We start from the raw sequence: 15,636 nt of genomic DNA, 5'->3' as shown, positions 1-15,636 counted from the left end.
GCACCCGCGAGCTGCTCGTGGTGCACGGCAAGGGCCTGCGCTCCGAGGGCGCGCCCGTCATCGCCCCGCTGGTCCGGCGCTGGCTCAAGGATCATCCCGAGGACGTGGCCGGCTGGCGGCCCGCCCCCCGCGACTGGGGCGGCGAGGGCGCCCTGGTGATCGTCCTGAGAAAGGCCGCATCATGAACGACCTGGCCGGACGCAAGGCGCTTGTGACCGGAGGCGCCGTGCGCGTGGGCAAGGTGCTGGCCCTGCGGCTGGCGAGCCTGGGGGCCGACGTGGCGCTGTTGACGCGCGATGCCTCGGGCGTCGCCGCCGACACGGCGCGCGGGATTGCGGCCCTGGGCGTCCGCGCCGCCGTGGTGGCCGGCGACCTGCAGAGCGCCGAGACCCCTTCGCGTGTGGTCGACGAGGCGCGCGAGGTCCTGGGCGGCCTGGATATCCTGGTGAACAATGCCGCCATCTTCGAGCGCGACTGTCTCGCGGAGCTGGACCTGGATGCATGGAGCCGCACCCAGAGGATCAACCTGCGCGCGCCGCTGCTGCTGAGCAGGGCCTTCGCCGCCGCCCTGCCGCCCGACCGCGAGGGCGACATCATCAACGTGAACGACATCCACGCCCTGCGTCCGCGCGAGGGCTACTTTTCCTATACCCACAGCAAGGCCTCGCTGCACGTACTGACGCGCAACCTGGCCGCCGCCCTGGCGCCGCGCATCCGCGTCAACGAGATCGCCCTGGGCGCGGTGCTGCCGCCGGTCGATCCGCCCGACGGGTACGCGCACACGAACCGCGACGCGCTGCCCCTGGGGCGTTTCCCCGCGCCGGACGACGCGGCGGACGCGCTGGAGTTCCTGCTGGGGTGCCGTGCGGTGACCGGGCAGACGATCCTGATCGACGGGGGAGAGCACTTGGCGGACATTCCCTGAATCTCTAGGGGTAGTGGAAGGGGATGTCGAGCATCTCGACGAGGTTGCTGTTGACGGTGATCTCCCAGCTGAACGGATTGGGCCACTCGCCGTCGCCCATCTCCATCCTGACATCGCCGTAGGTGAACTGGCGCGTGAAGACGTCGCCGTTGATAACCGTCGGTTCCAGCGGATCGCCCAGGTTGACCATGACCTCGGGCCAGTCCCACCAGTGCTCGTGGACCGAGTCCCAGACGGGCCAGATGCCGTCGATCAACAGACCGATCACGCGGAAGAAGTCGCCGGAGTCGTATTTCTGGACCACGCCCTGGTCGTCGAAGTAGTTGTAGCGCTGTATGTTCTCGAGCAGGACATAGGGACCGCCCGCCGTGGTGCGCGGCCAGGTGCTCGTGTGCCAGAGGCTGATAGGATCGTTGATGTTCATGGCGTGGCTCATCTCCGCGGGCTCGTCGAACATCAGGGTAGGGAAGAGCTCGTAGTTGATGCCGTCGCCCATGGCCGCGAAGGTAGAGTCCACCTGGGCGCGCACGCCGTTGAAGACCTGGATGAAACCGTCGCCCATGGCTGTGCGCATCCGGGTGACGAGGTCCTCCTGCGCCGCGTGATAGGCGGCGACCTCGTCGGGATCCTGCGGCATGGGGATCCCGTCCAGATCCAGGTCGGCCTCGCCTTCGCAGGTCACGAAGCTGGGGATCCACACCTGAAGGGCATAGTAGTCCCAGAAGACGCCGTCGAACCGGGTGGACGTCTGGTTGTGGTAGTCCACGTAGGTTGAGACGATGATCTCGCGGCAGGTCTGGTCGAGGATGTTGAGTGTGACCATGCCCGGCCAGTTCATGAGCGTGTCGCCGGTGGTCGTGTAGGACCAGTAGGGCAACAGCGCGTCGTAGAGGTTGCGGCCGTAGGAGCCGGGCTGGGCATCGACCCATTCCAAACGGATGTCCTCGGACAGGATGTAGCCGATGACCTTGCACTCGGGGTTGTGGGACTTGATGCGGTCCACTATTCCGAGGGCCTCGTAGGGGCCGTTGTCCCAGAAGAGGCGCGTGGTGATGGTGAGCAGGTCGGCGCGCGCGATCTTCTCGGCCGTGGCCGGATCCTCGTAATCGAACGGCCCCCAGTTGTGGGCGGCGTAGTTGCTGGGCGAGTGGGAGCGCCAGTCGTAGCCGTGGTCGCTGGCGATCACCTGGACCTGGAAGTCCTCGCCGGTCCAGCCCGCGTTGTCGCGGCCGAAGTCCCAGACGGCGTGCTTGCCCGCGCCGGGCACCACGCCGTCGCCCGCGTCACCGGAGAGGGTGAGGCAGGGCAGGGCCCAGTCCGCGCCGCCGCTCTCGGACGCGTTGATCGAGACGGTGCAGACGTCGCCATCGGCGTCGGCGAGGTCGTAGGTCACGTCCACGAGCATGCTGCCGTCGGTGCGCTGGGCGGCCACGATGCCGGTCACGAGGGGATCGGCCGCGCGGGCCGCCGCCGCCAGTGCGAGTGCGGCCAGGGCCGCGGCGAGCGTTCGCGTGTTACTCACGGCAGCAGCACCACTTTCCGGGTAGCCGAGCCGCCGCCCGGCGCATACAGCCTCATCAGGTAGGGGCCGCCGGACACCCGGCGTCCGTCGTCACCGCGTCCGTCCCAGGCGCGCGCGTGCGTCCCGGCGGCCAGCGCGCCCTCGAACAACCGGCGCACGAGCCGGCCCTGCAGGTCGTAGACGATCAGGGAGACGGGCCCGGCCTCGGACAGGGTGAACGACGCGGAGGTCTGCGGGTTGAACGGGTTGGGCGCGGGTGCGGACAGCCCGCAAGAGGCGGGCGCGGCGGGGGCGCCGGTGGTGGACAGCAGGGTCATGAAGGACCCGCTCTGCGCCGTCGCCGTGTTGCCGAACTGGTCGCGCACGGTCACCTGCAGGACGGAATTGCCGGAGCTGACCTCGGTGACGACCCATTCCCACTGATGGTCCAGGGCGTCTGAGTAGGAGACGGAGTCCACGGGCACGCCGCGGGCCAGCACGGCGGCGACGCGGCACGAGTCGTCTGGCGCGGGGTAGGTGTCGCTGGCCCACCAGGAGAAGAAGGTCGTCTCGCCGGCGACCAGGGTCTCGCCCGCCGGCGCCGCGACGATGCCGCACAGGGGCGGCTCGGCGTCGAGACGGACCGATGTCGAAGATCCCCTGCCGGTACCCGCCGGGGCGGGCCGGGCGAGCACGAGGGTCAGGGCGATCAGGGGGATGAGCGTAACCGTCGATTTCATGGCGGTTCTTTGCATGCTCCAGGATGAAAGGTCCGTCTCCGTGAGATCTCCATCGGAAGCAATATTATAGCACAAATACCCAGATCATACAACGAACCAGGAACTTGCGGCCGGGACGGACAGGCGTCCGTCCCGGCCGATCACGAGACTGATTCCGCCGCAGGGTAGAGATCGTCCCACCAGCCGGGCCGGTCCCTCAGCTCGCGGGCAAACCAGGCCAGGATGGTGTCGTTCCAGGTGATACGCCGGTCGTGATCGAGAATGTGATGATCCTGTCCCTCGACCTGCACGTATTCGACCTCCTTGCCCAGCATCTTCAGCGCGATGTAGAGGCCGTCGCTCTCGCCCCTGGGCACATTGGTGTCGTCGGAGCCGTGCAGCAGCAGCAGGGGCGTGGAGATCAGATCGGCGCTGAACAGGGGACTCTGTCCCACGTAGAGGTCGGGATCGGTCCAGGGGAAGGCGCCGGCCAGGGCTCGCGCCCCGTAGGCGTAACCCCAGTAGCCCTCCGCCCAGTAGCTGCTGATGCTCGAGATGCCGGCATGGGCGACCGCGGCGGCGAACATGTCGGTGCGGGTGATCAGGTACATGGTCAAGAACCCGCCGTAGGAGGCGCCGATGCAACCCAGGCGCTCGCCGTCGGCCGCCGGATGGGCCGCGAGGAAGGCCCTGGTGCCCTCGATGACCTCGCCGGCGGTGAGCCTGCCCCAGTCGTTGACGTGTCGGGCGGCGAACGCCTGTCCGTAGCCCAGGGCGCCGCTGGGATTGGGCACGTAGACGAAGTAGTCCTGCCCGGCCCAGACGTTCTTGGGATAGCGCCCGCCGAAGTCGCGGGTGATGGGATACGTGCCGCCGTAGTAGTAGACGATCGCCGGGTACTTCAGCGCGGGGTCGTAGTCGCGCGGATAATAGACGCGGCCGTCCAGCTCCATGCCGTCCGCCAGCTTGGCGACGAAGGGTTCGACGCGGCCGAAGGTCACGTCGGCGTAGCGGTCGGCGCCGGGGTCGAGCAGCACGCGCGGTTCGCGTCCCTTCAGGGCGAAGGCGGTGAGCTTCTGGGGGGCTGTGGCGCTCGTGCCGGTGGCGACCACGGTCTTGGCGCCGCGCGACACCTCCCAGTCCGCCACCACCTCGACGCCCGCGTCGTAGAAGGTCCAGGCGCCGGCGGGCGTACAGGTCGCTAGGCGCTGGTACTGCTTGTCGAGCACGCGGGCGACGATCCGGCCGCTGTCGTGCCACACGGCGCGCTGCACGGTCGGGTCGAAGTCGCGGCTCAGGGGCTTGGGCTCGCCGCGTCCGCGATCGTAGAGGAAGAGCTGTCCGCCGTAATCGTTGGGGACGACACCCTCGGGCAAGTCGCGGCCGATCCCGCCGAAGGCCGACGGCGAGCCGACCAGCACCAGCGTGCCGCGGTCCGCGCCGTAGGCCGCCTGTCCGATCCAGCGGTCGGTCAGCACCGTTTCGACGGACAGGTCGCCCAGGTCCAGCTCGAACCACTCGGTCCTCGCATAGGGGCGCTCCAGGGGATCGGGCCAGGTGCGCGAAAAGAGCAGGTGCGTGCCCCGCGGGCTGAAGGTCCAGTCCGCGGCGCTGACGGCGCCGGCGGTGAGACGGCGGGACGCGCCGCCCGGCCACGTCACCTCCACCAGGTAGCTGCGGTTGCGCCACTTCGGCCAGCGGTCCTCGATCGCCTCGAGGCGCTTGACCTTGCGTTCGTCCGCTTCGGCCTCCACGCCGTAGGCGTAGACCAGCGAGCGGCCGTCGGGATTCCAGGCGTAGCCCTCGAAGTGCTCCAGGTCGCGCAGGGCGGCGCGCACGCGCTCGGTCTCCAGGTCGTAGATCCAGAGGGTTGTCTTCTTCTCGTGCGACGACGTGTAGGACACGGCGCGGCCGTGCGGCAGCCAGCGGACGTTTCCGTCCTCCGGGGCGCCGCGCCAGGTGCGCACGAGACCGCCCTTATCCGTGTCGCGGATCTCGAGCCAGGCGCCGGGCGCGCCGTCGGGACCGTACGCGCCGAGGGTCAGGGCCACCAGGGAGCCGTCGGGGGACAGGGCCAGCGAGGAGACCTTGGGCGCGTCGAGGATGTCGCGGATGTCGACGGCGCGGGTCTCCGCCGCGGAGAACGAGAGGTTCTTCCCGTCGTTTTCGTCGTCGAGGACCAGCTCGGCCGTGAGATTGACGGAGCGTGTCTCGAGGGAATCGGGATCCTCGCCCACGATCACCCTGACGAGCAGCAGGCCCGTACCCCGCCGGAGCTTGAGCTCGCCTTCCGGTTCGTCTCCGGAGAGCGAAACCGATACGCCGTCGAGCCAGGCCCCGGCCAGGCAGGTCGCGGGCAGCCGCAGCTTCGCCTTCAGGAAGCGGTCGCTCGTGATGTAGGTGGCCAGCCAGGTCTCCGCCACACCCTGACAACCGACACCGACCGACATGTGGCCGACCGTCCAGCCGTCGTCACCCGCGTGGGGACGCAACCGTGCCGTGTCGAGAGAGGGCGCGTCGAGGAAGTCGTCCCTGTCGAAGGCGCCCGGCTTCTCGTCGTGGAAGGCCGGCAGGACCAGGCGCACGGTTTCCTTCACGAGCCACTCGTCGATCGGAACGGTCGACTTCTCTTCGGCATCCTCGGCCAGGAGCGCGGCGGCGGGAATCATCAGGCAGAGCGCCAGGACGGCGACAGCGAATCTCATGGGTTCCTCCAGGCAGGGTTTGTTCGGCACCGGAAGGGCCATTCTGCCACGACTTTCCGTCCCGGGCAACCGTCCCGCCGCGCGCGACGCGGAAAGATGGACGCCGCCCCGCTGCAGGATGTTGCTTTTTCCCCGTTCGCCCGTCATTCTATGCCGGACATGGACTACCGGAGAAAACTGACGCGAGCGGGCCTCTTCCTGCGCAGGCTGCAACGGGAGATCGGCTACGACGACTGCATGGGCATGGCGGCGCAGATCGCCTACTTCATGATGCTCGCGGTGTTCCCCTTCCTGCTGTTCTTGCTGAGCCTGATCAGCTACCTGCCCATCCTGGAGCCGGACCAGGTGCTGAACAGCCTGCGCGAGACCCTACCCGGGCCGGCCTACGACCTGGTGGCCGGCACGGTGCATACGGTGCTGAGCGAGCGCGAGGGCAGCATCCTGGGCTTCGGTCTGCTGGCGGCGCTGTGGTCGGGGTCGATGGGCGTGGGCGTGCTGATCACCACCATCAACCGCGTCTACAACATCCATCCCAAGCGCAACATCGCGTACCAGAAGCTGATCTCGATCCTGCTGACGCTGGTGCTGAGCGGCTTCGTGATCCTTTCGACCCTGCTGGTGCTGCTCGGACCGTCGCTGTCGCACAAGTTCTTCCAGTTCCTCGGGCTCGCGGGCGACAGCTACAACTTCTGGTCCACACTGCGGCTGCCGCTGGTCCTGCTGCTGAACCTGCTGGCCGTGTCCATCCTCTACCATTTCGCCTCGGAGGCGAAGCAGCGCTACGTGTGGATCCTACCCGGCACGGTGGCCGCCACGGTGCTGTGGTTCCTGGCGTCGTCGCTGTTCCGCCTCTTCCTGCGCAACTTCGGCGCCTACAACGTGACGTACGGCTCCATCGCCGCGGTGATCATCCTGATGGTCTGGCTGTGGCTGTCGGGGTTCATCTTCCTGCTCGGCGCCGAGATCAACGCGCTGATGCGCCGGATGGATCACTACGAGGACCTGCCGCGCCTGCGGGGCCGCATCCGCCACCGCGTGCACAGGCGCGATTGAGGACGCTCCGGAGGACTGCAGTCATGACCGAGCACGTCGTCACCTGGGAGGGCAAACGCCGCTTCACCGGCCGCACGCCCGATGGGCGCACCGGCGCCTTCGACATCCCCGTCGAGAAAGGCGGCGACGGCTCCGCCCCGAGCCCCATGGAGGCGGTCCTGCACGCGCTGGCCGCCTGCGGCGCCCTGGACGTGGTGGCCATCCTGGAGAAGATGCGCTGCCCGCCCGAGAGCCTGCGCGTGGAGATCGGGGCCGAGCGCGCCGAGGACCACCCCAGGGTCTACACCGCGATCCGGCTGAAGTACGTCGTGACCGGCGACGTGCCCGAACAGAAGCTGGCGCGTGCGATCAAGCTCTCGTCCGGGACCTTCTGCTCGGTGGGGGCGATGCTGGGCAAGACGGCGGAGATCTCCTACGCCCACGAGGTCTCATGAATCTCACCCGGCGCGCGACGCCCGGAATCCCCGGCGCCGCGCCGGTCGTCACGGCCGTTCGCGCGAGGCGCTGAGGACGGGGGCCGCGCCGCCATGGAGACGTTCGCATCCCGGCTGTCGAACTGCATCTGCTGCCCCCGCGCCTGCGGGGTCGACCGGCTCGCCGGCGAGCTCGGGGTCTGCGGGATCGGCCGTGACGCCCTGGTCGCCCACGCCGGACCGCACTTCGGCGAGGAGCCGCCCATCTCGGGCACGCGCGGTTCGGGCACCATCTTCTTCGCCGGCTGCAACCTGCGCTGCGTATTCTGCCAGAATCACCAGATCAGCCAGGATTTCGGGCGGCGCGACGCCCGCGGCCTGACCGCCGCCGGGCTCGCCGACGAGATGCTGCGCCTGCAGGACCGTGGCGCCCACAACGTCAACTTCGTCTCGCCGTCCCACGTGGCGGCGCAGATGGCCGACGCCGTCGTCGCCGCCAGGGGCCGGGGACTCGCGGTGCCCGTCGTCTACAACTCCAACGGCTACGACGCGGTGGACATGCTCCGCGACCTCCGCGGCCTGGTCGATGTCTACCTGCCCGACCTCAAGTACCTGGACGCCGGGCTCGCCGCGCGGTATTCGGGAGCGGAGGATTACCCGGAGGTCGTCCCCGGGGTGTTGGAGGAGATGCTGGACCAGGTGGGTCATCTGCGGGTGGACGATGACGGCGTCGCGACGCGGGGCCTGCTGGTGCGCCATCTGGTCCTGCCGGGCCACCTCGAGAACAGCCGCCGCTGCCTGGGCCTGCTGGCGGAGCTGTCGCCGGATGTCTTCGTCAGCGTCATGTCGCAGTACTCTCCGCAGCACAAGGCGTGCGACCACCCGGGCATCGACCGGCACCTGACCGCGGCGGAATACCGGGAGATCGTCGACTGCGCGCTGGAGCTCGGTCTCGAGAACGCCTTCCTGCAGGAGCTGGCGAGCCGGGAGCACTACCTGCCGGACTTCGGGCGGGACGATCCCTTCGGCTGAGCGCGCCCGTCGGCCCGGTCTGGAAATACCTGGATGACGGGACGGAGCAGGGCGCTCTTTGGGCGGAGATCGCGTTCGACGAGGCGAGCTGGCCGGCCCGGGCCGGCCCGACTCGGGTACGGCGACGGGGGCGAAGCCATCGTCGTCGGTTATGGTCCGGAACCGGACCTATAATATCCCCCCACCTGCTTCAGGCACGGCTTCGACGTCGATGATCTCTCCGGGTTCCCCTGGCTGCAGGCGGGCGGGAGCTGTCAAAGCGGCGGGATGATGCTGGTCGGATGAAGGAGCGCTACCGCCGGATCGAGACCCGTCCCCATTGAATTCCCCCGCCGAATTTGTTATCCTGTACGTGAATCTCGAAAGAAATGCGTCTGTGAGGGAGACACCGTTCACCCATCCCCCCGCCGCCAGATGCCTGCACTCGGGCCGGGATCGGTCCGTCCGGTTCCGGTCATGCCCCGACCAAGGAGACGCCGACATGTTGCGTAGGCTCGCTGTACCCCTGTTCCTGTTGCTGGCGCTGACGGCGACGGCAGTTGCGCCCGCCGCCGCGGCCGAGATCGCCCCCGACCTGCAGGCCGTCCTGGCCGGCAAGGCGGCCGGCGAGACCGTCCGCGTGCTGATGATCCTGGACGACCGCGCCGACCTGACCGCCCTGGACGCGGACCTGGCGGGCGCGCCGTTCGAGACCCGACGCGCCGCCGTGGTCGACGCCCTGCGCGGCCACTTCGACCGCACGCATGCGGATGCGGTGGCACGGATCTCCGCAGCCGGCCGCGTGGAACGGGTCAAGACCCTGTGGCTGGCCAACGCGATCAACTTCTACGCCGACGCGGCGGCCATCGCCGCCGTCGCCGCCGACAAGGCCGTCTCGGGCGTCATGCATCACGACGCGAGCTACGACCTGCTGGCCGACGTGCTGACCTGCAGCGAGAGCAAGCCCGCCACCGAGGCCGCGGCCGACGCCACCAGCAGGGGCAACGCCTGGAACATCGAGTGGATCGACGCCCACCTGGCCTGGGGCCTGGGCTACACCGGCAACGGCGTGGTGGTCGGTCACATCGACTCGGGCGTCTACCTGACCCATCCCGACATCGCCAACAACCTGTGGACCAACACCGGCGAGATCGACGGAAACGAGATCGACGACGACGGCAACGGCTACGTCGACGACATCCACGGCTACGACGTGGGCGACGACGACGGCAATCCCAACGACGACTCCATCAGCCCGGGGCACGGCACCCACACCGCCGGCACGGTGGCCGGCGACGGCACCAACGGCACCGTGACCGGCGTCGCGCCGGACGCGCAGATCATGGCCGTCAAGGCCTTCGCCTGGGACGGCACAGGCACCCTGGGCATGATCTGGGACGGCTACCAGTACCTGCTGGTCAACGGCGCCCGCGTCCTGACCATGTCCCTGGGCGTGCCGGGAGAGCTGCCGCCCTCGTACATGCGCACCGAGCGCGAGACGGTCAACGCGCTGCGCGTCGCCGGCCTGCTGATCTTCAATTCCGCCGGCAACGACCACTACAATTACGATCCGCCCATCGAGCTGGGCCTGACCGCGCGCTGTCCCGCCCCCTGGAACCCCATCGCCGGCACGCCCTACACGTCGACCAGCGGCGTGGTGGCCGTCGGGGGCACCGGCTACCTCAGCGACGCGGGCTACAGCTCTTCGTCGCAAGGTCCCGTCAACTGGGGCGACGTGGCTCCCTGGTACGACTGGCCCTACAATCCCGGCGCCGGCCTGACCAAGCCCGACGTGTGCGCCCCCGGCGTCAACGTCAACTCCCTGACCATCCCCAACGGCTATTCCGGCAACAGCTGGAGCGGCACGTCGATGTCCTGTCCGCACGCCGCCGGTCTCGCCGCGCTGCTGCTGGAGAAGAACCCCAGCCTCTCGCCCGCGGGCATGGACTCCATCATGGAGCAGACCGCGGTCGAACTCGGTACGGCCGGCAAGGACAACCAGTTCGGCTCGGGCCGCATCGACGCGGACGCCGCGCTGGGCGCCACGCCCACCGGCACCACGCCGCACCTGACCTGGACCGGCTACGAGATACTGGACGCCACTGGCGACGGCATCATCGACCCGGGCGAGAGCTTCGACGTGGTCTTCACGCTGGTCAACAACAGCCCCAACACCGACGGCACCGGCGTCATGGGCGCCCTGGCCGTCGCGGCGGGCGATCCGGTCGCCGTCGGCGACGCGTCCGCCTCCTTCGGCACCGTCGCCCAGAACGGCGGCACCGCCGACAACGCCGGCGACCACTTCACCCTGACCGCCGATGGCGGCGCCGCGCAGGGCGAGACCTTCACCATGCTGCTGACCCTCACCGCGCAGAACGACTACCACAAGGTCTTCGACGTGGAGTACTACGTGGGCCTGCCCGAGTACCTCACCCACGACGCGGGCAACGTGCTGCTGACCGTCACCGACATGGGCTCGCTGGGCTTCATGAGCTCGGACCAGATCGAGGGCGTGGGCTTCGGACCCCCGGGGGAGAACGGGCTCTACCTGGGCTCCTTCTGGGGCGGCAACTCGAACAACTACATCTGCAACCACGACTACGACGAGGGCTCGTACGACTGGGCGGTCACCCTGGACCCGACCGGCCGCGTGAAGGACCTGGGCGGCGTTATCTCGGACCAGGACTACCTCGCCGTCTACGACGACAGCGGCCACTTCGCCCCCCGCAGCGTCACCGTGACCCAGGAGAGCTTCGCCTTCGCCGACGCGCCCAACGACGATTTCGTCGTCCTGCGCTACACGGTGCACAACGGCGATGTGGCGGATCTGCTGAACTACTACGCCGCGATCTTCTGCGATTTCGACATCGGCGACGCGGGCGCCAACATCGCCTGGACCGGCGCGCCGCGCCGCGTCAGCTACATGTATGCCAGCAGCGCCCTGCCCCACTACGGCATCACGCAGCTCGGCACGACGACCGTAGCGAACCTCTACTGTGTCAGCAACCCGGACGAGGTGTATCCCAACGGCTACATCATCGACAACACGAAGATGCGGATCATAAACGGCTTCCTCAGCAGGACGACCGGATCCACGCCGGCCGACTGGTCGGTCGTGAACGCTTCCGGGCCGGTGGACATCCTCTCGGGAGAGGACGCGGTCTTCGTCTGGGCGCTGGTCTGGGGCGTGGACCAGGCCGACTTCCTGGCCAACGTGGACGCGGCCCAGGCCGTGGACATCAGCGGCCCGACGCCGGTGGCCGAGGGTGAGGTGCCCGGCACCTTCCGCCTGGCCCAGAACACGCCCAACCCGTTCAATCCGCAGACCACCATCGCGTTCACCACCGAGCGCGAGGGACACGTGCGCCTGGGCGTCTACGACCTGAAAGGCCAGCTCGTGACCACCCTGGCCGATCGCGAGTTCGCGTCCGGAACCCACCGTGTGGTCTGGAACGGCCAGAACGACCGCGGCGACGCCATGCCGTCGGGCATGTACCTCTACAGGGTGCTCAACGAAGGCAAGATGACGACCAGGAAGATGATGCTGGTGCGGTAGCGCGACCGGACGTCGTCGACAGGCAAAGGCCCCCTCCCGGCGCGGGAGGGGGCCTCGACGTCTCGGGAGGGTCGATATCACGGACGGGGGTGACCGTCACGCCTCGCCTGGCTTGCGCGCCACCACGTAGTAGTTCATGTCCTCGGGGCGCCAGCGCCCCAGCGACAGGATCTTGCCGATCCAGATCACCCCCTCGTAGACCAGCGCGAAGGGCATGCGGATGCGCTCCTGGGCCCAGCCCTCGTGCAGCAGGTCGCAACCGGCGAGCAGTTCGCGCAGGCTGGCGGGCGCGGCGTCGAGCTTGAGCGTGGTGGGGAAGGGCGGAATGGTGCGCCGGTAGACAAGCCTGTAGACCAGCTTGTGGAACCAGAAGGGCGTCAGCTTGGTGATCAGGCCGCGCAGCGACCAAAGGTTCGGCACGCCGAGCACCACCAGGCCGCCGGGACGGGTCCAGTCGAGCATGTTGCGCACCGTGCGCGCCGGATCGTCCAGGTGCTCCAGGACGTACATGCTGACCGTCGCGTCCCACTGACGCTCGGTCCGCCAGGTCTGCACGTCGCCCAGGCAGCGCTCCTGCACGTGATCGTTGAGATCGAGCTGTTCGCGGGAGATGTCCAGGCCCGTGATCACGGCGTCGACGGGATAGTCGAAATGCTTGAAGCGCCCGCAGCCGGCTTCCAGCACCTCGGCGGGACGGCCGAGGCAGCGCAGGTGGGTGTTCACGAGGGTCTGGATCGCGTCGAGCGCGTCGCGGGTCATGATCGCCAAGCCGGTCTCCCTTTCGCGTGTCCGGGGCAGCATTTCACACCGGCCCGGCCCGCACAATGGTAATGTCCCTGCGCAGCTTCGCCAGCTTCTCGACCTGCGTGATATCGAAGACCCTCAGGCGCGCGATGTCCTCCTCCGCCCCATCCGCTGCCAGACGAGCCCACCCACGATCAGCACCAGTCCCAGCGGCGTAGCTCTCCGTACCGGCTCGCCGAGCACGAACTGGATGAACAGCAGCGACACGAACGGCGACAGGAAGATCAGGTTGGCGATGCGGGCGGTCGAGGCGGTCAGCCGCAGCGCCGTCAGCCACAGCACGAAGGTGAAGCCCATCTCCACCGCGCCCACGTAGACGGCGCCCAGCAGACCGGGGAGGTCGGCCCGCAGATCGGCGAAGAGCAGCGCGTACAGGAAGACCAGCGGCGTGCCGGCGGCGAAGTTCGCGAAGAGACCGACCACCGGGTCCAGCCGCGAGCGCGCGTTGCCCAGCCAGTACAGGGCCCACAGCACCGTGCTGCCCAGGGCCAGCGCGACGCCGGGCGTGTCGTCGAAGCGCAGGGCGGTCACGTCGCCGCCGGTGGCGATGATCACCACGCCGCCGTAGCAGACCAGGCCCGCCGTCAGGTCGCGCAGGCCCAGCTTGTGGCCGAGCAGCGGGACCGACAGCCAGGTCAGCGTCAGCGCCCAGGTGTAGTTGAGCGGCTGGGCCACCTGGGCGGGCAGGCGGTCGTAGGCGGCGAAGAGCACCAGGTAGTAGAGCAGGGGGTTGAGCAGGCCGAGGGCCGCCGCGCGCGTCAGTTGCCCGCGGGAGGCGCCGCCCAGCAGTGTCCACTTGCCCTGGACGGTGATCAGGCCCGCCAGCACCGCCAGCGACACCAGAGCGGCATAGGCGAGCAGTTGCGCGGGTCCGATATGTTCGAGGGTCAGCTTGAAGGCGGTCGCCACCGTCGACCACATCAGCACGGCCGCCAGCGCGAACGCGGTCGCCCTGTGCTGGTCGCTCATTTCACATGTCCAGCTTCTGGAGCACCTCGGCGGTGAGACGCGCGTCGTTGTAGACGAAGAAATGCACGCCCGGCGCGCCGCCGTCGAGCAGCCCCCGCGCCTGCGCGAAGGCGTGTTCGACCCCGATGACGCCCGCCTCGCCGGCGTCCTTCGTGGCGGCGACGGCGTCCACGAGCCCGTCGGGCAGGTCCACGTGGAAGTTGCGCGGGATGTTGGTCAGCAGGCTCCTGCGCCCGACGACCTTCAGGCCCGGGATGATCGGCACCGTGATGCCCGCGGCGCGGCAGCGCTCGACGAACGAGAAGTAGGGCGCGTTGTCGAAGAACATCTGGGTGATCACGTAGTCGGCGCCGGCGTCCACCTTGGCCTTCAGGTGCTGGATGTCGTAGGCGAGGCTGGGCGCCTCGAAGTGCTTCTCGGGGTAGGCGGCCACGCCGATGCAGAAGTCGGTCGGCTGCGCGTCGGTCAGCTTGTGGAGGTAGCGGCCGTGGTTCATGTCCACGATCTGGCGCACGACGTCGGCGGCGTATTTGTTGCGCGCGCCGCTGCGGACCTCCTTCCAGTCGGTCGTGTCGCCGCGCACCGCCAGCACGTTGTGGATGTCCAGGAACGACAGCTCGATCAGCGCATCCTCGGTTTCCTCCTGGGTGAAGCCGTGGCACAGCAGGTGCGGCACCGTCTCCACGTCGTAGCGGTACTTCAGGGCGGCGCAGAGGCCCAGCGTGCCGGGTCTCTTGCGGGTGATGTGGCGCACGTAGGAGGCGCCGTCCAGTTCCTCGAACCAGGAGTCGGCGGCGTGGTTGGTCACGTCGATGAACAGGGGATCGAACGGGATGAGCTGATCCACGATCTCGGTCACGTCGCTGATGCTCATGCCGCGTTCGGGGGGCGTGAGCTCGAAGCTGAAGAAGGGGTCGCGCCGTGCGGCCAGGGTCTTGCCTATTTTCATGTCGATCGATCCTGTTTAAGATGTGTGGCGTTGCTGGCGATGATAACAGCGGATCCCTCGATGCGCATCTCTGCAGTTCGGGACGGTGAAGGTTGGCGGATTTCCGGGAAGCCTTGCGCGAGCGCGTGCTGGTCTGCGACGGCGCCATGGGCACCAGCATCCAGTTCCGCGCGCCCGCGCTCGACGACTTCGCCGGCCACGAGGGGCTGAACGAGTGGCTGAACCTGACCCGCCCGGACCTGATCGCCGACATCCACGACGATTTCCTGCGCGCCGGCTGCGACGTGATCGAGACCAACAGCTTCGGCGCGTTCCCCGTGGTGCTCGACGAGTTCGGCCAGGGCGGCGAAGCGCGGCGCCTGGCCCGCGTCTCCGCGGAGATCGCGCGCCGCGTGGCCGACGACCACGCCGCCGACGGCCGGCCCCGTTTCGTGGCCGGGTCCATGGGCCCCGGCACCAAGCTGCCCAGTCTCGGACACATTGCGTTTTCCGGCCTTCGCGACGCCTACGAGCCGCTGGTCGAGGGGCTGCTCGCGGGCGGCTGCGACCTGCTGCTGATCGAGACCTGCCAGGACCCGCTGCAGCTGCGCGCCGCGCTCGCCGGCGCGCGCCGGGTCTTCGCGCGCCTTGGGCGCAGCGTGCCCGTGGGCGTGCAGATCACCGTCGAGACCAACGGCGCCATGCTGCTGGGCACCGAGCCGGCCGCCGCCGTCGCCGCCATCCTGCCGCTGAAGCCCGACTTCATCGGGCTGAACTGCGCCACCGGTCCCGACATGATGCGCGAGCACGTCCGCACCCTCTGCCGCCGCAGCCCCGTGCCGGTGAGCGTGATGCCCAACGCCGGTCTGCCGCGCAGCGTGGACGGCGCGATGGTCTACGACCTCTCGCCCGCGGATTTCGCCCGCGTGCTGACCGGGTACGTCGAGACCTTCGGCGTGGGGATGGTGGGCGGCTGCTGCGGGACCGAGCCGCGCCACCTGCGCGAGCTGGTCGCGCGCATCGGCGAGCGCGCGGCGCCCCGGCGCGACGTC

General features: G+C 68.9%; 13 protein-coding genes. 7 read left to right on the top strand and 6 right to left on the bottom strand.

The genetic code is table 11. The features are described 5' to 3' along the window. On the top strand, nt 1–185 hold a 185-nt coding region (locus KJ554_05645), incomplete at its 5' end, for a Smr/MutS family protein (GenBank protein ID MBU0741821.1). Beyond that, nucleotides 182–925, top strand: coding sequence for an SDR family oxidoreductase (locus tag KJ554_05640; protein MBU0741820.1), 744 nt, complete (start codon nt 182–184; stop codon nt 923–925). The genes KJ554_05645 and KJ554_05640, both read left to right, overlap by 4 nt. Nucleotides 926–929: 4 nt before the next feature. Here the strand turns inward: KJ554_05640 and KJ554_05635 are convergent, their stop codons facing one another. The 3 genes from KJ554_05635 to KJ554_05625 form a co-directional block, all read right to left on the bottom strand. Beyond that, on the bottom strand, nt 930–2,447 hold the full coding sequence (locus KJ554_05635; protein MBU0741819.1) for a hypothetical protein: 1,518 nt from the start codon (nt 2,445–2,447) through the stop codon (nt 930–932). Continuing rightward, nucleotides 2,444–3,166 carry a hypothetical protein gene (locus KJ554_05630; protein ID MBU0741818.1) on the bottom strand — a complete coding sequence of 241 codons (723 nt, stop codon included), beginning with the start codon at nt 3,164–3,166 and terminating at the stop codon, nt 2,444–2,446. The genes KJ554_05635 and KJ554_05630 overlap by 4 nt, the downstream gene beginning before the upstream one ends. 140 nt (nt 3,167–3,306) lie before the next feature. Further along, on the bottom strand, nt 3,307–5,850 hold the full coding sequence (locus KJ554_05625; protein MBU0741817.1) for a prolyl oligopeptidase family serine peptidase: 2,544 nt from the start codon (nt 5,848–5,850) through the stop codon (nt 3,307–3,309). Nucleotides 5,851–6,009: 159 nt separating this feature from the next. On the opposite strand from KJ554_05625, the gene KJ554_05620 reads away from it, so the two are divergent. The 4 genes from KJ554_05620 to KJ554_05605 all read left to right on the top strand — a co-directional run bounded on the left by KJ554_05620 (nt 6,010) and on the right by KJ554_05605 (nt 11,883). Further along, complete coding sequence (locus KJ554_05620) at nt 6,010–6,903, top strand: YihY/virulence factor BrkB family protein (GenBank protein MBU0741816.1); 894 nt, start codon at nt 6,010–6,012, stop codon at nt 6,901–6,903. A 23-nt stretch (nt 6,904–6,926) separates the two neighbouring features. Then, nucleotides 6,927–7,337 (top strand): OsmC family protein, encoded by a 411-nt coding sequence (locus KJ554_05615; GenBank protein ID MBU0741815.1) that lies wholly within the window; start codon nt 6,927–6,929, stop codon nt 7,335–7,337. A 93-nt stretch (nt 7,338–7,430) separates the two neighbouring features. After that, nucleotides 7,431–8,348: a radical SAM protein gene (locus KJ554_05610; protein MBU0741814.1), complete on the top strand. Its 918-nt coding sequence runs from the start codon at nt 7,431–7,433 to the stop codon at nt 8,346–8,348. 481 nt (nt 8,349–8,829) lie between these two features. Continuing rightward, nucleotides 8,830–11,883: a S8 family serine peptidase gene (locus KJ554_05605; GenBank protein ID MBU0741813.1), complete on the top strand. Its 3,054-nt coding sequence runs from the start codon at nt 8,830–8,832 to the stop codon at nt 11,881–11,883. A gap of 96 nt (nt 11,884–11,979) precedes the next feature. Here the strand turns inward: KJ554_05605 and KJ554_05600 are convergent, their stop codons facing one another. From KJ554_05600 to KJ554_05590, 3 genes are all read right to left on the bottom strand, one after another. Continuing rightward, a complete protein-coding gene (locus KJ554_05600) occupies nt 11,980–12,651 on the bottom strand; it encodes a class I SAM-dependent methyltransferase (protein MBU0741812.1) in 672 nt (223 codons plus the stop codon). Nucleotides 12,652–12,765: 114 nt separating this feature from the next. Continuing rightward, nucleotides 12,766–13,656 carry a DMT family transporter gene (locus KJ554_05595; protein ID MBU0741811.1) on the bottom strand — a complete coding sequence of 297 codons (891 nt, stop codon included), beginning with the start codon at nt 13,654–13,656 and terminating at the stop codon, nt 12,766–12,768. 1 nt (nt 13,657) lies between these two features. Continuing rightward, nucleotides 13,658–14,605, bottom strand: a complete 948-nt coding sequence (locus KJ554_05590; protein MBU0741810.1) for a methylenetetrahydrofolate reductase — start codon at nt 14,603–14,605, stop codon at nt 13,658–13,660. Nucleotides 14,606–14,697: 92 nt separating this feature from the next. Here KJ554_05590 and KJ554_05585 point away from each other — a divergent pair. Continuing rightward, a partial coding sequence (locus tag KJ554_05585; GenBank protein ID MBU0741809.1) for a homocysteine S-methyltransferase family protein occupies nt 14,698–15,636 on the top strand: 939 nt, incomplete at its 3' end.

The sequence above is a fragment of the bacterium genome (genome assembly GCA_018814885.1).
In the GTDB taxonomy this organism is placed as follows: Bacteria; Krumholzibacteriota; Krumholzibacteriia; order LZORAL124-64-63; family LZORAL124-64-63; genus JAHIYU01.
Note: the sequence above shows the minus strand (reverse complement) of the source record. Positions and strands in the feature narration are given on the sequence as shown.